Source organism: Fictibacillus sp. KU28468 (genome assembly GCF_026153615.1).
GTDB classification, from domain to species: Bacteria; Bacillota; Bacilli; order Bacillales; family Fictibacillaceae; genus Fictibacillus_C; species Fictibacillus_C marinisediminis.
The window spans coordinates 3,934,293-3,953,039 of the sequence record NZ_CP110666.1 but is presented as its reverse complement, the minus strand read 5'-3'; the positions used below and the strand labels follow the sequence as shown (position 1 = coordinate 3,953,039).

The window sequence follows — 18,747 nt, the reverse complement described above, 5'->3', positions numbered from 1 at the left end:
AATGAGTGAGTACTCACTTTAATAGGGGGCTGGTTATGAACTATAGTGTTGAAATTGAGAACGTTAGTAAAAGCTTCGGTAAAAAAGCGGTTTTAAAAGAAATCAGCTTAAATATTGAAGAAGGAAAAATTTATGGATTTATTGGCCCATCAGGTTCTGGAAAGACCACTCTGGTAAAATTGCTGGTTGGAATGGATGATCCTGACAATGGGATGGTACATGTGTTAAAGGAAAAGGTTCCAAACCTCGGACTGCTGCAGAACATTGGCTATATGTCGCAGTCTGATGCTTTGTACCTGAATTTAACGGGCAAAGAGAACCTGAAATTTTTTGCTTCACTTTACAAGATGCCGAAGTTAGAGGTGGCTGAGCGGATATCTTATGCCGCTGATCTCGTAAAGCTTACACCTGATTTAAATAAAAGAGTTTCGGCCTATTCGGGTGGTATGAAACGCAGATTATCTCTGGCTATTGCTTTAATCCAAAACCCTAAACTTCTTATTTTGGATGAGCCGACCGTGGGCATTGATCCGGAATTGCGTTTAACTATTTGGAATGAATTATTGCGGCTGAAAAACGAAGAAGGAAAGACGATCATCGTAACGACGCATGTCATGGACGAAGCGGAAAGGTGTGATTTGATTGCAATGATCAGAGAAGGCCGCATATTGGCTAACGGCACACCAGACGAATTAAAAGAGTTGTATCAAGCAGAGAATTTTGATGAAGTCTTTTTAAATGCGGGGAGGAAAAGTCATGAGAACAGCCGCTCTAATTAAACGGATCTTTCAAGAGATGTTCCGTGATAAACGAACGTTAGCGCTGTTGTTTGTTGCTCCTTTGCTGATTTTATCCCTGATGTATTTATTATTTAACTCCGACACTATCAATCCGAAGCTGGGAGTGACTGGTGCTGATCATCAGCTTGTTGAGGCACTGGAAAAAGCCGACATTCATACGGTTCACTATAAGAGAATAACCAATACGAAGAATACGATAAAAGGTGATGATCTTGATGCTATTTTACAGTATAAAGATTCTCACTGGAAATTAACCCTGCAAAATAATGACCCGACAGCCGCCAAAGCCTTGCAGATGAAGGTTCAACAAACCGTATCCCAATTTCAATCAGCACTTATGAATAAAGGGAACGCAGGCCTTCCAAAAGAAAATATCAAGACAGCATACATCTACGGAAATAGCGATACCGATTTTTTTGATGTCCTGAGTCCTACGCTGGTTGGTTTTTTTGTTTTCTTTTTCGTTTTCCTCATTTCGGGTATTGGTTTATTAAAGGAACGGACATCAGGTACATTGGAACGGTTAATGTCTACACCCATTCGCAGATGGGAAATTGTAATGGCCTATCTGGTTGGATTTGGAACGTTTGCCGTCATACAAACCGTAATTGTCGTACTGTATGCCATCAATATTTTAGATATGGTTCTGGAAGGATCCATTTGGAGTGTTATTTTAATTAACTTATTATTGGCATTGGTAGCTTTGTCATTGGGAATCCTTTTATCATCTTTTGCTGCATCCGAATTTCAAATGGTGCAATTTATCCCAATAGCAGTCGTTCCACAAATCTTTTTTTCAGGAATCATTCCCCTTAATGGCTTGGCAGACTGGCTGCAAGCCGTTGCTAAAGTGATGCCGCTTTATTATGCGGCAGATGCACTAAAAGGTATAATGTATAAAGGAATGGAATTAAGCGATATTAGTGGAGATCTTATTGCACTCGTGCTATTTGCTTCGTTCTTTACTGTACTGAATGTATTTGCATTGAAAAAGTATCGTAAATTATAAAGGTTAAAAGCTCGAAAGTAGGGATGAAAGTGTTTAAAGGCAGTCTCTTGGAGGCGATGGTTGCCCATGCATCAGATAACAAAAAACAAACGGATAAACAGCAGAAGATTTTGGAGTCGGCCATTAGAATCTTTGCAGAAAAAGGGTATACAAACACCTCGACAAGTGAGATTGCCAAAGCTGCCGGTGTAGCTGAGGGGACCATTTTCCGTAAGTATGGAACAAAGGATAATTTATTGCTCTCGGTGATCGTTCCCTTTATAAAAGACTTATTTCCTGCAATGGCTGAGGGTGTTTTTAATGAAGTGATGTCAAAAGACATTCTTAGTTTTGAAGATTTCTTGCGGGCTTTCTTGAAAAACAGAATTGTCTTCTTTAAAGAGAATATGGAAATATTCCAGATTGTTGTGAAAGAGATGCTCTATAACGTGAAATTGCGAAACGAATTACTGCCTTTTTTTAAGGGAAATGTCTCTCCGCGTCTCATTAAAGTCATCAACATCTTTAAAGAACAAGGAGATTTAGCAGATATTCCAACAGAGTTGATTCAAAAAATGGTGTTTACTTTCGTTGGCGGATATTTTGTTTCTCACTTCGTCTTGCTGCCAGAAAACTCATTTGGGGATGAGGACGAAGAAATTGAAAATATGATCAGATTTGTGATGGATGGCGTACGGAACAGGAAAGAAACTTAAATTATAAAGGCTTTACCCCTAAATTGTCCAACGCCTCATTCACATCCTGAAGGTTATAGATTTCCTTCTCCAAACAAAATTGAATGACCAGGTCTGATGTATCACTGTCAGACAAAGAGAAGCCGGCAGAGCTTAGAAGCTCACCGGCTTCTTCTATGTTTAATTGAAGAGCCAGGGCGAGTGCAATGACCGTATTTTTTCGCGGCCGGTAATCAGGATTGGAACGGATCTTTGAAAAATGGCGGCGGTCGATTCCTGCTTTTTTGTAGATTTCAGAATCACTGGCGCCTCTTTGATCGATATAGATGAACAAGAGATGGCGGAGGGAAGGTTTGCGTCTGGACTGGATAAACTCGTCAAGGTCCGATGGCTGTTGATCTTCTTCAAGGATTTCGCTCTCTAGAGGTGCACAGGCCTGTAAAATCTCTGCAGGAGAACGGTTCAGGCAGTAGTCTACATATTCTTTTAGTTCAATCAGAGTTTTTTCTGCGAGCATTGTGATAACCTCCCCAAAATGTCGCTTGCCAGGCGACCAACTGATGGCAGAATCCAGCTATTATTATAGCATGAAGAATAGAAGGGGATGGGTCGCATGAATCACAATAAAACGGAGATGATCTTTCTGCTGGACCGGAGCGGATCAATGGCAGGGCTTGAAGAGGAAACGATCGGGGGGTTTAACAGGCTGATTGAAAAACAATGCCGGCCGGAAGGAGAGACGGAAATTACGGCGATCCTTTTTGATGATCAGTATGAGGTCGTATGGACTGGCAAAAACGCCAGAGAGGCAAGGCTGTCAGACAAAGAGTATTTTGTAAGAGGCTGTACCGCACTGCTGGATGCCATCGGTAAAGCGATCGTGGATACCGGGCGCAGGCTAGCAATGACAGACGAGAGTGAAAGGCCAGGCAAGGTCATCTTCATCGTTACTACTGATGGGATGGAAAACGCGAGCACGGAATTTACCTATCCCAAAATAAAAGAGCTGATCAAGCACCAGCAGGAGATATACAGCTGGGAGTTTATATTTATGGGAGCGAACATCGACGCCGTGAAGGAAGCGGACAGCATTGGGATTTCAGTCGATAACGCCTATAACTTTGAGGCTTCATCACATGGGGTAGAGGAGATGTATGCTGTCATGTGTGAAGCGGTGGCGGAGAAAAGGGAGAAATGATTATCATATGGGCAAAGGAGCACCCACCGTTTTTTTCGGCGGGTGCTTTTTAGTTCGGATAATAGATGGTCATACTCAAGCGGGTCAAGGTATCACCGGAGTTATGGTAGACGTGGGGCCTGTCGGCTCTGAACTGGATAGAGTCCCCATTTTTCACGGTGTATTCTATGTTATTCACACGTACGGTTAATTCTCCGTCAAAAACAGTTACAAATTCTTCGGTGCCTTCTCCATGAGCGTCAGAGCTTAGAAAGCCGCCTTTGTCGATCTCGACGGAATACATTTCAAATCGGCGGTCATCCTGGAATGGAAAGTAGGGATATACTCTGTATTTTCCGTTGTCCCCTGTTAAGGCTTGTACTTCGCTTCGCAAGACTACTTTCGTATCGGGCTGCGGATCATTGATCAGGGCAGTAAACGAGATCTTTAGTCCATTGGCGATTTTCCAGATCGTCGTAATGGTAGGGCTGGATTCGCCTCTCTCAATTTGTCCGATCATTGTTTTGCTTACACCGGTCAGTTCAGCCACTTTTTCAAGGCTTAATTTTTTGTTTTCCCGAAAGGCTTTTAAATTTTTCGCAATGATAAGATGGATTTCCTCCATAAATAACCTCCAGACCTATTTACAATATAGCGACCGTTCTGTACAATATATTGAAAATCGTTATAGTGTTCAATATAGACATTATAACATACGAAACGGAGGGAAATCACAATGTCCATTTTGTCTTTTTTGTTGTACGTGTTTGTTACAAGCTTCACTCCAGGTCCGAATAACATTATGGCGATGCTGTTTGCCAACCAATACGGTTTGAAGCGAACCCTCAGATTCTGTATTGGAGTTGGAGCTGGATTCTTTATCATCATCATGCTGAGCAGCTACTTTAATCTTTGGCTGAGGAACTTCATACCAAAGATCGAGTTTGCGATGACGATCCTGGGTGCGGTCTATATGCTGTATCTGGCTTATAAGGTGTTAACCAGCAAAAGCAAGACTAAAAACAGCGAACGAGAAGACAAGAACAACAGTTTTAAAGCAGGCATGCTGCTTCAGTTTGTAAATCCAAAAGGCCTCTTATATGGCTTGACTGTCATTTCCACGTTTGTGATTCCCTTTTACCATTCCAATGCCAGCCTGCTGCTGATTTCATTATTTCTAGCGTTTATCGGCTTCCTGGCTACGTTTAGCTGGAGTCTGTTCGGTTCCATGTTTCAAGTCTTTTTATCAAAATACAGAAGAGCATTCAATGTGGTGATGGCCCTTTTGTTGGTGTATAGTGCGGTTTCGGTGGTTGTGGAATAAGATATCAATGATTTAAACGATCGTTTAAAGAGGCTGGTCATTAGGTCAGGTCTCTTTCTTCATATAATCTGGATCGATAGAAAAAAAGAGCACTGGCTGAGAAAAATGCAGCCGTGCTCTTTTGGTTACCAGAAGGATTATTTACTTTTTCGCCTTGCTGACCTTCAGTTTCTTGCCTTTAACTGTGGTATTTTCCATGGCTTGCAGGACAAGTGAGCCTTTTCCGTTAAGAATATCAACATAGGACCAATTCTCCTGGATGGTGATAATGCCGATATCATCTGCTGAGACTCCAGGGATTTTTGCGATGGTTCCAACGAAATCGACCGCTCGGATCTTCTTGTTTTTCCCGCCGCTGAAGTGGAGTTTCGTAATATCCTGGTTGATTCGGGCCGTTTTATTATTTCTCACGACTCGGCGCCCGCTGAGCTTTTCTTCAAAAGCCCGCTGCATTTTAGCCACTTCTTGTTTTGTCGGTGCTTCCGCTTCATCGATCTCAAAGCCGATGTATCTTTCGATGGCTCTAAGATATTTTCCTTCATAAGGCAATGCAAACGTAATGGCTCTTCCTTTTTTGCCGGCCCGGCCAGTTCTTCCTGTACGGTGGACATAGCTCTCTTTTTCTATAGGAACGTCATAGTTGATAACGAGGGTTACATTATCAATATCAATTCCTCTCGCAGCCACATCCGTGGCGACAAGGTAACGGAAATTCCCGATCTTGAACCCCTCCATCACTGCGAATCGATCTTCTTGTTCCAATCCTCCATGAAGCTTTTCAACAGAATACTGAGAGGCTTCGAGCTCTGCATACACGGTATCGACGTGCTCTTTCGTATTGCAGAAAATGATGCAGCTGTCCGGGTTTTCAACGACCGTCACGTCTTTCAGAAGAGCAAGCTTCGCCTCTTCCTGAACGTTGATTAAAGAATGCTCGATCGTATCTGTCGTCATCCCGGCAGAAGCTATTTCGATTTTTGCTGGATCCTTCATATATTGATGGCAGAGATTTTCGATATCTTTTGGCAATGTTGCAGAAAAGACCATGGTCACTCTGTTTGAAGGAAGCTGTTTAATAATCTTTTTGACTTCATCAATAAAGCCCATATTCAGCATTTCATCTGCTTCATCAATGATCAGGTACTTGATTTGGTCCAAGACCAGGGTTTCACGTTCGATATGGTCCATGACGCGTCCCGGTGTACCGACGACGACATGCGTTTTTTGTTTCAATTCTTCTTTTTGTTTCGCAAAAGGCTCTTTACCATATACAGCAACAGCTTTAATCCGCTTGAACCTTCCAATGTTGGTCAGGTCTTCACGAACTTGAACAGCGAGCTCGCGAGTGGGAGTAAGGATTAATGCTTGTGGCCGTTTTTCTTCCCATTCCAGCATTTCGCATACTGGAATACCAAAGGCTGCTGTTTTTCCGCTGCCTGTTTGGGATTTTACGACCAGATCTTGCTTTTCCAGAGCTAATGGTATGACTTCAGTCTGAACCTCAGTCGGAGTTTCATATTTCAACACTGTAAGTGCTCGTTTTATTTCATCGCTTATACGATAATCGTTAAAACTTCTATTATTCATGTAGGAACCTCGATTTTTTATATTATCCAGAATCAGCATAACCTGAATAGTGTTCATTATACTTGAAATGATGGACAATCGGGTTTATTTTTAAACGATTGTTTAAAGGAACCCTTCCGTACGATCGCAGGTGATAGGTAAACAATGATATAAAGAGGGCATTAAATCAAAAGTAAAAAGCTGGCAACAAAAAACAGTTGAAGGAACAACAGCGCTGTTTTATAATAACTTTTAGCGTTAACTAACTTGATATTAAAAAATCCTCATCAATCCGATGAGGTAGAGGTCGCGGCTTTTATAAGTAGGACGTACGAGATGCAGAGGACATCATAGACTCCGTGTGAAAGGAAAAGCTGCCGAAATTTGTGCTTAACTCTGGAAGTATGAATTGGGGCTGTATTCGAACAGGAACAGCACTGTCACACCCACGAATAACCGGTGGGTGGGATGCGCTATCTTACGGAAGGCATGATGCGGATTAATAATAATCGTCGCCCAATGCTTGGCGGCTTTTTTTAATTCCCACTCCTTCCTAAATCGAAAAGGAGTTTTTTTATGCGAAACACAGCACAGAATCCATCACAACCGCAGTCGCCAAACGCGGACAATGAATTAAAGCGGGGACTGAAATCCCGCCATTTAACGATGATCTCTCTTGGGGGAACGATCGGAACAGGATTATTTTTAGCAAGCGGAGGATCCATTCATACTGCAGGACCAGGCGGCGTTCTGTTTTCATATGTAGCGATTGGAATCATGGTGTTCTTCTTAATGACAAGCCTTGCAGAAATGGCGTCTTACATGCCGGTTGCGGGTTCATTCAGCACGTATGCTTCAAAATTTGTGGATCCATCACTAGGATTCGCGCTCGGCTGGAACTATTGGTACAACTGGGCAATCACCATTGCAGCTGAACTTGCTGCCGTAACATTAATCATGAAATTTTGGTTTCCAGATACCCCTTCTTTTATCTGGAGTGCACTGTTCCTAGGCATTATGTTCTTATTAAATTATTTATCAGTAAAAGGGTTTGGTGAAGCAGAATATTGGTTCTCGCTGATCAAAGTCATTACGGTCATCATCTTCTTGATCTTAGGAACACTTATGATCTTCGGCATTTTAGGCGGAGATCCGATCGGATTTAAGAACTTTACGATCGCTGACGCACCGTTCCACGGCGGATTCTTTACGACGCTTGGCGTATTTATGGCTGCAGGTTTCTCCTTTCAGGGAACAGAACTGTTAGGGGTTGCGGCAGGAGAAACAGAAGATCCGAAAAAGAACATCCCGAAAGCGATCAAAAGTGTGTTCTGGCGTATCCTTTTGTTCTATGTTCTGGCAATCTTGGTCATTTCTTTAATCATTCCCTACACAGACAGCCGATTGGCAAGCAGCGATATTACTGTAAGTCCATTCACACTTGTCTTTGATAAAGCAGGAATTGCGTTTGCGGCTTCCGTTATGAACGCGATCATCTTAACAGCAGTATTGTCTGCCGGCAACTCCGGTATGTATGCATCGACCCGTATGCTTTGGGATATGGCACGAGACGGAAAGGCACCTAAGTTTCTGGCGAAGCTGGATTCCCGCGGTGTACCGGTTCCAGCCCTAATTGTCACAGCCGCTGTTGGAGCTGTAGCTTTCTTTGCTTCACTGTTCGGTGACGGCGTCATCTACACATGGCTGCTGAATGCTTCCGGGATGTCCGGCTTTATCGCCTGGCTCGGAATTGCGATCAGCCATTACCGATTCAGAAGAGCGTATGTGGCACAGGGGCGGAATTTAAAAGAACTGCCATACTTGGCAAAATGGTTCCCAATCGGTCCGATCTTTGCTTTCGCTCTCTGTTTTGTCGTTATCCTTGGTCAAAACTATTCTGCCTTTACAGGCGGAAGCATCGATTGGAAAGGAGCCCTTGTTTCATACATTGGGATTCCGATCTTCCTGGCTGTTTGGTTAGGCTATAAATTCAAACACAAAACAAAAGTCGTACCACTTAAAGAGTGTGATTTTGAATAAGAAATAAGAGAAGCAGGAGCCTTTCGGGGTTCCTGCTTTTTTAGTGAAAAAGGTATCGTCTTCTAAACGCAAAACATATAAATTAACACTTACGTCAAGTGAAGGAGAATGGCAGCGAAAATAGAGAACGCAGGAGCATATAGGGGTTCCGAGAGTAACCTGTAGCGAAGCAAAGAGGCCAAGCTCAATATTGAGCAGGGTCTCTTTGGAAGTTGTTACCAAATGGAAGTTGTTTTACTAATTAGTAAAACAACTCTCTAAGCACATTCGGAAAATGGTAAACAGGGTTATGCATGTACCCACGTGTTTTTACATTTCTTTTGCGCTTCGATTTGAAAAGATTTTTGTTCCCGTGGTAAAGAGAGATATACCATATTTTCACCATCTGGTAGAACTCGCGATATTCACGGTTGGACAGTGAAAGATCTTGCGGAAATCCGATGTCATAAAGCCGTTCCATAAAGAAGTTTTCAGCAATCTTATCGGTTTCCTCGGAGATCTTCCCGCGCTTCACATCAAAACCTTTATGCTGCAACTGACGCTCGAATCCATTCAGTGTATTTCCTCTGCAGAGCAGCACGGCTTCATCTTTTGGAACATTTAACTGGGTGAGAAGAGACATAATGTACTCTTCTTTAGAGGTTTTTAATGATGTTTCAGAGGGGAGCGGGACATAGACAGCCGCTTGTTCTCCGGTTTCTATTCTTCTGGCTGCGAACACTTCTCCTAATATGGGGCATCCATTTCCTGCATCATCTACTTCAATCATTTAATAGATTCTCCTATTGTATATTCTTATAGAACATTAACTCTCAGCTTCAATTTCATCAGCAAAGACATTCATCTTGCTTTGAATGTGGTCGGCCAGGTCTGCATTGGTGTAGATATCTATTCCAGGCTCACCAGGACTGCCAATCTAAGCAACAATGATGAAAGCCGTCTTTTTGTTTGGCTGTTTTCGTAACCTTTGTTGCTCTTAGGGGTGGTTGATTTCCGTTTCAGGCTGCTCGCTTTTACCGGCATAAACGCCTACTTTCGCGGGGCGTGCGGTGAGCCTTACCGGCGCCAGCGCCTACTTTCCCGGCGCATGGCGCCTGTGGGTCTCACCTGTCCCGCTGCTCACGCAGGACAAGGAAGGCTGCGGCAGCGTTATATCGCACGAAGAAAATGTGAAATTCATTTTCGAGGAGTCTCGCACCTTGCACTCCAATCAACTTGTCAATGAAGGCTCTTTACAAAAATGTTCCCAAAGCAACAATCTTTTAGAAAAGAGTTTTTTGTTTTTATAGTCAACTATGAAGCGGCCCACTTCTTTTTCATCGTTGAACTTCATTTTTTTAATTCGGCTTTGTCCCGGGTTAATCTCGGTATCGGAGAATCCCCCGCTCATCAACGGTTTAATACGCTGTAAAAAGGGTTTAACGTCATTCGATTCAAAATCCAATGAAGCATCCTGAAGGTTATCTTTCTGAATCGCGTCATGAGAAGGTGTTAGAGCACACCCGCTTGTACTAAAGAGAAGCAGTAAAGCCAGGGGTAAAAACTTCACTTTCATTCTTAAAATTTCCTTTAGCATTGAAAATGTTACATCTTCCATTATACAGCAACCACTTAAATGAACAAAAAAGCAGAAGTCTTTTTTACTGACTCCTGCTTACATCGGTTTGCTTATTTTGTTTGTAATTGAGAAGAAAGAAGTTGTTCAAGTTGGAAGAATTGGAGTGGGCGCTGGCAGATACCTTGCTTTCCATACAGAAAGGGTCGCATAGCGAAAAGTGGCGAAAAGAAATTACGCTGAATGATCAGCCGTTGATAAAAACCGTCCTCTCCTTTATCCATGAACACTATGCCAGTGAACTGTCACTGGAGGAATTGGCTAAAGCATCCAGGCTGAGCAAGTATCATTTTATACGAACGTTTAAAGAGGCTGCAGGCTGCACCCCCGGCCAGTATGTTACAAAAGTCAGGCTGGAAAGGGCTATAGATCTTTTGCGTACAACTGCGCTGGATATTACAACGATTGGATTTGCCGTGGGGTTCGGCAGCTTAACGACATTTGAACGATCGTTTAAAAAGAGATATGGCTGTTCTGTATCGCACTATCGAAAGTCGCTTTAATACAAAAGAAAAGAGCCTGGAGGAATCCAAGCTCTTTATTACTTTTTGATTTGTTTTTCTAAATCAGAGACTTTCTTTTCCAGCTGCTTTATTTTTTTAGCTGCATTCATTGCCGTAACAAATCCCATTAGTCCGAAGACAAATCCTATAAGTGCGTAGGTTTGCACAATAGATCCTCCAATCGTCAGTTGATCTCCGACTGAATGCTTCGATCAAATCCAAGATACCTTGTACCCTGAAAGCTGAGTTCCCCGGTATCTCCTTCTACCAGCATACCATATTCATCACCTTTAACCTTAAGCTCTATTCTTTCTCCTTCTTCCAGCTGGAACGTTACATAGTAATGGTTATAGGCACGGGTTTCTCCGCCGCCTTGGATATCGGTTCGTTTCGTAATTACCTTGGATTTTTTGTTTGATACGGGTGAGTTATTGTTATGGCTCCATTGAGCGGCACCTTTTACAATGGAAATAACAATAGTTGAAATAACGATAATAGCAATAATTCCAATAAAAATAGGAACAAAATTAGACATGAAATCGCCTGTTGGATCGTCGAGCATCTAACATCCCCCTAATGTCTTTTTTCCTTATTTTAAACATTATTAAGTTCGTATTTGGAATAGATCCATATAATTTTGGTTTTATTTGAAACTTTTTGTTATCCTTTTCGTATAGGTAAGAGTTGAGATGTTTAAAGATTACTAAATGGAAGAAGGAATAGTGAATGCTAAAAAAGATTATTGCGGCTACCATGGTTTTGACGTTTGTGCTGATGCCGGTGAAGGACATTGTGTTCCATGACCAGTCACAAACGGTAAGTGCGAAAGGCTATCGCTCAGGGGTAAAATCCTTTAACTCTGGCGGTAAAAGCGGAGGCTCCTCATTTTTCTCAAATAAGAGCCAGCAGCCGAACAGGCAAAAAAGTTTCTTTGGCAACAATAAGAGTTATTCTGCAAAAGCTAAAAAAGGCGGCTTCATGAAAGGTCTGATCTATGGCGGTATCGCCGGTATGCTTTTCGGGGGACTGTTAGGCAACATGGGTGCATTTGGTTCATTCCTTGGGTTAATGATTAATATCATCGCGGTTCTTGTTATCATTTCCCTCATTACGAGGATCTTTGCGAACTTAAGAAACAGCCGTAAACCAAAGGATGACCGATGGAACAGATAATGCTGTACGAGCAGGACATCATTAATGCGCTTTGTTTGTTCCATGCTCATAAAAAAGAAGTAGAGGCTCAAGATGTTCAAGTCGAACTTTTGTATGATGACGATTACGGTTTTTCTGCAGAAGTGCATGTTGGCGGCAGAAAGCAAGTGTTAATTGAAGCCAACCTGATTGAAGCCATCCGCTTCTACTTGGATAACCATATGAATATTAATTCCATTTCAGCAGGCCTGGCATTGGTCCTCGATGATGAGGAAGGCATTGTGGCTAATGTTAGAACCAGATAAAACAAAGAAACACCAATCTTTTTAGGGATTGGTGTTTTTTGCGTTTTGCAGAAAAGTGTCAGGCATGACAACCGCTGTCACTTCGCCTTTGACACAAAGGGTGTTACCTGCAAAAACTTCCGTATGTACTTTCCATTTCTTCGGATGAACTTCTTCTATTGTTCCATTGGCCTTTAATGCTGTGCCGTGCGGGGTAGGCTTCATAAAATCAACCTTCAGAGAGGCGGTTACAAATCGAGGCGGCTCTGCACCGTCACCAGGTTCGTGGCCATTTTTACGATGAAGGGCGAGGGCTGCTGACCCTGTTCCATGGCAATCGATTAAAGAGGCAATAACGCCGCCGTATACAAACCCCGGTACAGCCGTATGCTCGGGCTGAGGTGTGTAGATCGTTTCGGTCTGTTCTCCATTCCATCTTGTCTTGAAATGGTGGCCATCTTCATTCAGCTTTCCACATCCATAACACCATGAATAATCGTCAGGATACACGTCCTGAACGGCCTTTTGTTCTGCCATTTTTATTCACTCCATTCTTTTCTGCTCATTTGTTTCTTTCCACAGGTTAAGGTGATATTCCTTGTATACCTTTTTTAAAAGGCTGTTTTCACAAGGTTTGTTGCTTTTAAGAGCTTCTTATAAAATAACTAGAAAAATAACAATAACTCTTATTTTATATGTAAAATAAAGGAAGAGGTTTTACATCGAAATTCCAGGAGGAGAAAATGTTAATTTTAAAGAAGAGAAATTATTATTATTTTATTGTGATTTTAGGATTTGTTTTACTGGATATATATTTAAATGTCTTTATTGCAAAAACAAGTAATATTATCTTCCAATTATTGCTTGTTTTTTTATTTTTCCCGCTATTAAAAGTGATTTTAAAAGGAACAAAGTTAAATTACTATAAAAACATTGGCATTGTTTTTCATCCAAAATGGAAGAAAAATTTGATTTTAGGATTTAGCCTCGGTTTCTCCTTTTGGTTAATAAAGTATGTTATTGTCTATTTTTTAAATGGATTTGAAATTGTTGGAGTAAAAAATTTTACCGAATCCTTAATTTTATTCTTCTTTGTTTTTTTTGCATTCTTTATCGGTTCTTTTTTAAACGATATCATAGTTAGAGGATATATATTTGGTCATTTGAAAGGTAAAATAAATGGAAAATGGATTTTTATTATTTCTATCTTTATATATGCACTAGATGATAGTTGGAATGAGGGATTCGGTTTATCGAATACATTTTTTTCTCTTGTTTTGGGTTTATCGTTAACATATGCCTTTTATCGTACAAATTCTATTTGGGCAGATACAGGCATTCATTGGGGATTAAATGTTTGTTACGGAATTTTTAATGGAATGTTAGGGAGTACAGATGGTGGAATATTTATAACTGTTGATCATCCAAATCCGCCTATATTTTTAGAACTAATTAGCTATATCATACCTCTTCTAATGTTTTTATTTCTCTATTCATTTCGAAAAAAATTAATAAAAAATAAAAACAATTAGGTGAAGGAACGAAAAGTAATCGTTTATTGATGGCGGGGCAGGGGCAATTAAAGAGTTAAAAGAACAAAATCTTATTGATGAGTACGTGATTTCAATCATTCCTGTTTTGTTAGGGAACGGAATTCGGTTGTTTGCAAAACGAAGAATGAAAGCAGACTTCAGTTTGTAGAGAGCAAGACGTTCGATACAGGACTGGTACAGCTGCATTATCGGACTGTTAAAGATTAATAATGGGGCTGTCCAGAAAGTCGAAAATTGACCTTCAGGCAGCCCCTTTTTGGCTTGAAAAATCTTCAATGAAAAGTTAATTGAAGTGGAAGATGCGAGACTCCTGCGGGACTAGCGTGACAGGTGAGACTCCCGCCGGTGCTTGCACCCAGAGGCTCACCGCACGCCCCGCGGAAAGCGAGCAGCCTGGAACGGAAATCAACAGCTTACAGACTTCTTGGACAGCCCCTATTTTTTTGAATATTCCTTTGCGAGAATATTCGATTAGGGTTATATTAGATGTGAAAGGAGAAACGATAGATGAGCGCGAACATCAATGCCACATTATCCGCACTTGCCGAGCCTAAGCGCTTACAAATGATTGAGCTATTGCGTGAAGGTCCTCTCACTGTAGGGGAAATTGCTGAACGGCTTGGGCTTCTCCAACCACAAACTTCCAAACACCTCAGAGTTTTAAATCAAGCTGGATTTGTTGAGGTTCATGCTATTGCTAATAGGCGGATCTACAAGCTGTCTCAGCAGCCTTTCAAGGATTTGAATAAATGGCTAGTATCCTTCCAGAACGTTTGGGAGGGAAGATTGGATCGTTTGGATGATTATTTACTTAAAATGCAAGAAAAAACGGATGAACCTTAAGGAGGAATTGAAATGTCTGTAAACCATGGAACAAACCCTTTAAAAACAGCCGTTGAGGGCCAGGTACTTATTATGGAGAGAACATTCAACGCTCCTAGAACTCTCGTATATCAAGCATTTTCGCAGCCCGAGCACTTGTCAAAATGGTGGGGGCCTAAAGGATGGGAAACTGAAATCCGCAAATTTGACTTTCAGCCCGGGGGCGTATGGTTTTATTGCATGAAGTGTATGGATAAGAATCAAGGAGACTTTTATGGCCAGGAGTCGTGCGGCAAAGCCGTGTATCAGGAGATTCTTGCACCTGAGAAGATTGTTTACAAAGATTACTTTACTGATGGAGAAGGAAATGAGATGGAAGGCATGCCCGAAATGCTGGTGACCCTCGAATTTGCGGAGTATGATGGCGCAACAAAAGTCATTATACGTACACAATTTGCTACGGAAGAAACCCTTCAGCAAGTCAAGGATATGGGCGTCGTTGAAGGATTCTCCTCACAAATGGAACGTCTGGATGATCTTTTGGAGCAGCTGCAATAAGCTCACAAAAGAGGCAAGAGAGAAGATCTTCTCCTTTGCCTCTTTTGTATGTATTCATTGTTAGCTGATGACCTTGAGTAACCGTTTATGATGCTGTTTCAAAAATGCCCAGACGATAAGAAGGACACAGAAGATAACAAAGAACTGCATAGGAAGCGAATAAACATCCATGTAATCCTTCATCAGTATCGAGTTGTTCATTTCATTCACAATACGAGAAGAGTCGTTATATTCATATTGAACCATCCATCCGTTCTTCGCTGATACCACCGTACCGTGGTCGTAATCACTCGGCGTAATGTTATTTTTATTAAGTTCTTTGCCGCCGTTGCCAATAACTAATGCAGCCTTTTGATAGGGAGCAGGGTAAGCATAGTCCGGTTTACTGTTTATATAATTTTCCTTCATATATTCTTGCAGATCAGGTTGTTCTTTTACATTGAAAACGGCCAGATGGTTTAAATGATGTCCATGTTCTCTGTAGATATCAAAGAATTCTCGTTTTTGCTGATAGGAAAGGTCATTTGAACCATCAACAGCAGCCAAGGCCTGGTTCATGATATCTTCTTTTTCCGTTCTAAAATCACGGATCTCATTAAATGGTTCGAAAAAGAAAAATACAGCCAACGCTAATGAGAGGAGAGAGAACAGTAAGACAAAACGAGAAAAGCGTTTTTGCATACTGAAAAACTCCGATAGCCCTTTTGAAATTTGTTTTTTATCTCCAAAATTCTCAAGAGCGATTTCAATGGCTTCTTTTTCTGATTTTCCTTTGGCTTTCCAGTCATATACTGCTTCTAGCAAGTGTGATTTCATTTCTTCTTTTAATTCATTAATTTCTTTTTTGTTTCCATCCGCATTTCGATACATTGCGTTTACATAATCATCAATTTGCTTCATACTTTTCGCCCCCGTTTAGAAAAGAATCAATGATTTTTTTAACGAATTCCCATTCTGACCGTTTGGTTTCATAGCCCTCCACACCAAGTGGTGTAAGCTTATAATATTTTCTTCTGCCGCCTGGTCCTTGTTCGTCTCCCCAATATGATTCAATCCACTCATTTTTCTCCAATCGTTTCAAAGAGAGATAAAGCGTTCCTTCTTTTAATTCAAATTGTTCGTTGCTTTTTTCGCGGACAAACTTAGCGAGTTCGTATCCATACATATCTCTGATATTTAAGAGAGAGAGGATCAATGTGTCAATATGTCCTTTTAAAACTTCTTTATTAACATCCACCAGTTTTTCCACCTCCTTCCAATATGGTAAAATATATTACTCTATAATGCAAGGTATTCATGTAAAAAAACACCTATTAAAAAATTAGTGCATTTTTCTATTCTACAAGGATCTGTATTAAAATGAGGGAGGAGACGATATAGACAGGAGCATCACTAATGAAAGAACAAGACTATGATAAATGGCTCAACATAAAAACGGTGGGGGATCAAAAATGGTTTAATCCTTCTTCCCACTATCATCGTTATGAACCAACGCCATATGCGGCATTGGAGGAATTGGCAAGCCAGTATGAACTGAAAAGCAGTGACCGGCTCGTTGATTTCGGATGCGGGAAAGGACGGGTCAGCTTTTACATCCATCATTTTCAAAAGGCAATGGTTACGGGAGTCGAGATGAATGAAGGCTTTTATCAAGAGGCTATGGAAAACAAGGAACGATACGTGGAACAGCATACAAAGAGCAAGGATGATATTCACTTTCATTGCGGGCTGGCGCAGGAGTATCCCATCCATCCGGAAGACAACCGTTTCTATTTCTTCAATCCGTTTTCCATGCCGATTTTTATGAAGGTCATCCATAATATTCTTTTATCAGTGGAAGCCTCATCAAGAGAAGTGGAGCTGATCCTGTATTATGCATCTGAAGAGTACACATATTTTTTAGAATATCAGACGGCTTTTGAATTGAAAGAGGAAGTAAGGCTGAAGGATCTTTATGAAAAGAATCCTTATGAGAAGTTTTTGATTTATAATCTTAACACATAAAAACAGGACCTGCCTCAATGAGCACGTCCTGTTATCTTTTATTCTGCAATACGTTCAATCGGTTTGTCGGACGGAAACTGGGTGATGTTTTCGTATTCACCCGGCCGCAAGACGCTTTGGTCACCTTTCATCAAATAGGTGTAGGCAAACATGGAGATAAATAAACCAAACGTCCATGCGTTATCCCATAGAAAACGAAGCCCGGGAACAATCAAGCCGAGCACGGGTATGGCGACTCCAATAATCAGTGCGTACACACCGTTTTTATTGTAGCCGGAAGTGTAGTTGTACCGGCCGTTCAGTTCATACAATTCTTTCAGGGCCATCTGTCTGCGGCGGACGAGCCAATAGTCGGCGATCGCGATACCGTCGATCGGGCCAAGCAATGCTCCGTACGTTCCGAGCCAGCCGAAGATATAGTTGCCGAAGTTGGACATGATGAACCAAGGCTGCATGAGGATGGCGAATACGCCGGTGATGAGTGCGCCGATACCGAATGTGATGCGTTTTGGATATAGATTTTCAATTGCACGGGCGGGAGCAACGATATTCGCACCGACATTGATGGTAAGGGATGCCATGGCGATAATAATGGTTCCTAAGAAGATAATGAATGGAGGGAATTTTGCAAGCAGCTGAACAGGATCCCAAATCGCTGAACCGAAAATAACAACCGTGGCTGATGTAACGGCGATTCCAATAAATGAGAAAATGCTCATGGTGAGAGGAAGAGAGAAGCTTTGTGCGATCATTTGTGATTTCTGGCTTTTGGCGTAGCGGCAAAAGTCAGGGATATTCAAGGCAAGGGTGGCCCAGAAGGCAATGACCCCTGTTAATGTAGGGAAGAACACTTTTAAGAACTCACCGGTCGTCGTGAATTTGGATGGTGTGGATAAAATCGGTCCCCAGCCGCCTGCATGAGTGAACGCCCAAATCATAAGAATAATAGCTGAGACTCCAACAACAGGCGCAGCGATCAAGCTTAAAATTTTTATTGCTTCAGGACCTTTGTAAGCCACCCCGACGTTCAACGCCCAGAATAAAGCAAAGATGATGGCGGTATGTCCGGTCAGGTTTTTCCAGGCCGGGAATGAGGCGGATAATAAGACATCGATGGCGGTTGTCCCAATCCATGTATTGATTCCGAACCATCCGGCTGCTACTACCGCACGGGCTAGGGACGGGATGTGAGCTCCCTTGGATCCAAACCACAACCGTGCAAACACGGGATAAGGTATGCCGAATTTTGTTCCGGCATGGGAGTTTAATAGAATGGGAATGAGGACAATCACATTGCCCAGAAAGATCGTTCCGATGGCTTGCCACCAGTTCATGCCGAGAGAGATCATCCCGCTCGCCATCGTGTAGGCTGGTATACACAAGCACATTCCGATCCATAACGTCGCAAAGTTCAGGCCGCTCCAGGAATGCTCCTTTTTTGTAGTAGGCCTCAGATCATCGTTCCATAGTTCACTGTCACTTAAACTTCTAGTTACATCTTCGGACAAGGTTACGATACCATTTTGTTCAATTTGCGTTTTCATCAAAGAATACCTCCTTTTTCTGGCAACTCAAATCAACTGGATCTAAAAACCGCGACGGATCAACTGACACTCCTTTCCTTTCATTATTTTGAAACTCAAACTTTTTACAAGTTCGCCATATG

Annotated in this window: 26 protein-coding genes and 1 riboswitch; of the genes, 15 read left to right on the top strand and 11 right to left on the bottom strand. The window is 41.8% G+C overall.

Going from position 1 to position 18,747, the window contains the following annotated elements; genetic code table 11:
* Positions 1-35 precede the first annotated feature (35 nt).
* From OKX00_RS20900 to OKX00_RS20890, 3 genes are read left to right on the top strand one after another with little or no spacing between them, the layout of a single operon-like run.
* The gene (locus OKX00_RS20900) at positions 36-779 is read left to right on the top strand and encodes an ABC transporter ATP-binding protein (protein WP_265408696.1); all 744 of its coding nucleotides are present in this window, start codon (positions 36-38) and stop codon (positions 777-779) included.
* Positions 757-1,809: an ABC transporter permease gene (locus OKX00_RS20895; RefSeq protein ID WP_265408695.1), complete on the top strand. Its 1,053-nt coding sequence runs from the start codon at positions 757-759 to the stop codon at positions 1,807-1,809. Before OKX00_RS20900 ends, OKX00_RS20895 begins: the two co-directional genes overlap by 23 nt.
* 29 nt (positions 1,810-1,838) lie before the next feature.
* Complete coding sequence (locus tag OKX00_RS20890) at positions 1,839-2,504, top strand: TetR/AcrR family transcriptional regulator (protein ID WP_265408694.1); 666 nt, start codon at positions 1,839-1,841, stop codon at positions 2,502-2,504.
* 1 nt (position 2,505) lies between these two features.
* On the opposite strand, the gene OKX00_RS20885 is transcribed toward OKX00_RS20890, so the two are convergent.
* Positions 2,506-3,000, bottom strand: coding sequence for a helix-turn-helix domain-containing protein (locus OKX00_RS20885; RefSeq protein WP_265408693.1), 495 nt, complete (start codon positions 2,998-3,000; stop codon positions 2,506-2,508).
* Positions 3,001-3,096: 96 nt separating this feature from the next.
* Between OKX00_RS20885 and OKX00_RS20880 the strand changes: the two genes are divergently transcribed.
* Complete coding sequence (locus tag OKX00_RS20880) at positions 3,097-3,681, top strand: vWA domain-containing protein (protein ID WP_265408692.1); 585 nt, start codon at positions 3,097-3,099, stop codon at positions 3,679-3,681.
* Positions 3,682-3,730: 49 nt separating this feature from the next.
* Here the strand turns inward: OKX00_RS20880 and OKX00_RS20875 are convergent, their stop codons facing one another.
* The gene (locus OKX00_RS20875; RefSeq protein ID WP_265408691.1) at positions 3,731-4,285 is read right to left on the bottom strand and encodes a helix-turn-helix domain-containing protein; all 555 of its coding nucleotides are present in this window, start codon (positions 4,283-4,285) and stop codon (positions 3,731-3,733) included.
* A gap of 111 nt (positions 4,286-4,396) precedes the next feature.
* On the opposite strand from OKX00_RS20875, the gene OKX00_RS20870 reads away from it, so the two are divergent.
* Complete coding sequence (locus OKX00_RS20870) at positions 4,397-4,984, top strand: LysE family transporter (protein WP_265408690.1); 588 nt, start codon at positions 4,397-4,399, stop codon at positions 4,982-4,984.
* Between the two features lie 141 nt (positions 4,985-5,125).
* On the opposite strand, the gene OKX00_RS20865 is transcribed toward OKX00_RS20870, so the two are convergent.
* Positions 5,126-6,571: a DEAD/DEAH box helicase gene (locus OKX00_RS20865; protein WP_265408689.1), complete on the bottom strand. Its 1,446-nt coding sequence runs from the start codon at positions 6,569-6,571 to the stop codon at positions 5,126-5,128.
* Between the two features lie 272 nt (positions 6,572-6,843).
* A riboswitch (Lysine riboswitch) is annotated at positions 6,844-7,034 on the top strand.
* Positions 7,035-7,126: 92 nt separating this feature from the next.
* Here OKX00_RS20865 and OKX00_RS20860 point away from each other — a divergent pair.
* The gene (locus tag OKX00_RS20860) at positions 7,127-8,590 is read left to right on the top strand and encodes an amino acid permease (protein ID WP_062238907.1); all 1,464 of its coding nucleotides are present in this window, start codon (positions 7,127-7,129) and stop codon (positions 8,588-8,590) included.
* A 241-nt stretch (positions 8,591-8,831) separates the two neighbouring features.
* On the opposite strand, the gene OKX00_RS20855 is transcribed toward OKX00_RS20860, so the two are convergent.
* Entirely contained in the window at positions 8,832-9,359 is a 528-nt protein-coding gene (locus OKX00_RS20855) for a hypothetical protein (protein WP_265408688.1), read from the bottom strand.
* A gap of 280 nt (positions 9,360-9,639) precedes the next feature.
* On the opposite strand from OKX00_RS20855, the gene OKX00_RS20850 reads away from it, so the two are divergent.
* Positions 9,640-9,879, top strand: a complete 240-nt coding sequence (locus tag OKX00_RS20850; RefSeq protein ID WP_265408687.1) for a hypothetical protein — start codon at positions 9,640-9,642, stop codon at positions 9,877-9,879.
* A gap of 418 nt (positions 9,880-10,297) precedes the next feature.
* On the top strand, positions 10,298-10,708 hold the full coding sequence (locus OKX00_RS20845) for a helix-turn-helix domain-containing protein (RefSeq protein WP_265408686.1): 411 nt from the start codon (positions 10,298-10,300) through the stop codon (positions 10,706-10,708).
* Between the two features lie 38 nt (positions 10,709-10,746).
* Here OKX00_RS20845 and OKX00_RS20840 read toward each other — a convergent pair whose 3' ends face one another.
* Both OKX00_RS20840 and OKX00_RS20835 read right to left on the bottom strand, forming a co-directional pair.
* Complete coding sequence (locus OKX00_RS20840; RefSeq protein ID WP_265408685.1) at positions 10,747-10,875, bottom strand: hypothetical protein; 129 nt, start codon at positions 10,873-10,875, stop codon at positions 10,747-10,749.
* Positions 10,876-10,892: 17 nt separating this feature from the next.
* Entirely contained in the window at positions 10,893-11,270 is a 378-nt protein-coding gene (locus tag OKX00_RS20835; protein ID WP_265408684.1) for a DUF2500 domain-containing protein, read from the bottom strand.
* A gap of 164 nt (positions 11,271-11,434) precedes the next feature.
* On the opposite strand from OKX00_RS20835, the gene OKX00_RS20830 reads away from it, so the two are divergent.
* Positions 11,435-11,881, top strand: a complete 447-nt coding sequence (locus OKX00_RS20830; RefSeq protein ID WP_265408683.1) for a hypothetical protein — start codon at positions 11,435-11,437, stop codon at positions 11,879-11,881.
* On the top strand, positions 11,869-12,165 hold the full coding sequence (locus OKX00_RS20825) for a YxcD family protein (protein WP_265408682.1): 297 nt from the start codon (positions 11,869-11,871) through the stop codon (positions 12,163-12,165). Before OKX00_RS20830 ends, OKX00_RS20825 begins: the two co-directional genes overlap by 13 nt.
* Before the next feature lie 21 nt (positions 12,166-12,186).
* On the opposite strand, the gene OKX00_RS20820 is transcribed toward OKX00_RS20825, so the two are convergent.
* On the bottom strand, positions 12,187-12,681 hold the full coding sequence (locus tag OKX00_RS20820) for a PaaI family thioesterase (protein WP_265408681.1): 495 nt from the start codon (positions 12,679-12,681) through the stop codon (positions 12,187-12,189).
* Between the two features lie 206 nt (positions 12,682-12,887).
* Here OKX00_RS20820 and OKX00_RS20815 point away from each other — a divergent pair, with 206 nt between their 5' ends.
* Positions 12,888-13,676: a CPBP family intramembrane glutamic endopeptidase gene (locus OKX00_RS20815; protein ID WP_265408680.1), complete on the top strand. Its 789-nt coding sequence runs from the start codon at positions 12,888-12,890 to the stop codon at positions 13,674-13,676.
* Between the two features lie 85 nt (positions 13,677-13,761).
* Positions 13,762-13,845: a hypothetical protein gene (locus OKX00_RS23435; protein WP_416054357.1), complete on the top strand. Its 84-nt coding sequence runs from the start codon at positions 13,762-13,764 to the stop codon at positions 13,843-13,845.
* Between the two features lie 135 nt (positions 13,846-13,980).
* Here OKX00_RS23435 and OKX00_RS20810 read toward each other — a convergent pair whose 3' ends face one another.
* Positions 13,981-14,106 (bottom strand): hypothetical protein, encoded by a 126-nt coding sequence (locus OKX00_RS20810; RefSeq protein WP_265408679.1) that lies wholly within the window; start codon positions 14,104-14,106, stop codon positions 13,981-13,983.
* A 98-nt stretch (positions 14,107-14,204) separates the two neighbouring features.
* Between OKX00_RS20810 and OKX00_RS20805 the strand changes: the two genes are divergently transcribed.
* Together OKX00_RS20805 and OKX00_RS20800 are read left to right on the top strand one after the other, a co-directional pair.
* A complete protein-coding gene (locus OKX00_RS20805; protein WP_062238885.1) occupies positions 14,205-14,540 on the top strand; it encodes an ArsR/SmtB family transcription factor in 336 nt (111 codons plus the stop codon).
* 12 nt (positions 14,541-14,552) lie between these two features.
* Positions 14,553-15,077 carry an SRPBCC domain-containing protein gene (locus OKX00_RS20800; protein WP_265408678.1) on the top strand — a complete coding sequence of 175 codons (525 nt, stop codon included), beginning with the start codon at positions 14,553-14,555 and terminating at the stop codon, positions 15,075-15,077.
* Positions 15,078-15,137: 60 nt separating this feature from the next.
* On the opposite strand, the gene OKX00_RS20795 is transcribed toward OKX00_RS20800, so the two are convergent.
* Complete coding sequence (locus OKX00_RS20795; protein WP_265408677.1) at positions 15,138-15,977, bottom strand: permease prefix domain 1-containing protein; 840 nt, start codon at positions 15,975-15,977, stop codon at positions 15,138-15,140.
* Complete coding sequence (locus OKX00_RS20790; RefSeq protein ID WP_265408676.1) at positions 15,964-16,314, bottom strand: PadR family transcriptional regulator; 351 nt, start codon at positions 16,312-16,314, stop codon at positions 15,964-15,966. The genes OKX00_RS20795 and OKX00_RS20790 overlap by 14 nt, the downstream gene beginning before the upstream one ends.
* 158 nt (positions 16,315-16,472) lie before the next feature.
* Between OKX00_RS20790 and OKX00_RS20785 the strand changes: the two genes are divergently transcribed.
* Positions 16,473-17,081 carry a class I SAM-dependent methyltransferase gene (locus tag OKX00_RS20785; RefSeq protein ID WP_265408675.1) on the top strand — a complete coding sequence of 203 codons (609 nt, stop codon included), beginning with the start codon at positions 16,473-16,475 and terminating at the stop codon, positions 17,079-17,081.
* 38 nt (positions 17,082-17,119) lie between these two features.
* Here OKX00_RS20785 and OKX00_RS20780 read toward each other — a convergent pair whose 3' ends face one another.
* Positions 17,120-18,625 carry an NCS1 family nucleobase:cation symporter-1 gene (locus OKX00_RS20780; RefSeq protein ID WP_062238879.1) on the bottom strand — a complete coding sequence of 502 codons (1,506 nt, stop codon included), beginning with the start codon at positions 18,623-18,625 and terminating at the stop codon, positions 17,120-17,122.
* Positions 18,626-18,747 lie beyond the last annotated feature (122 nt).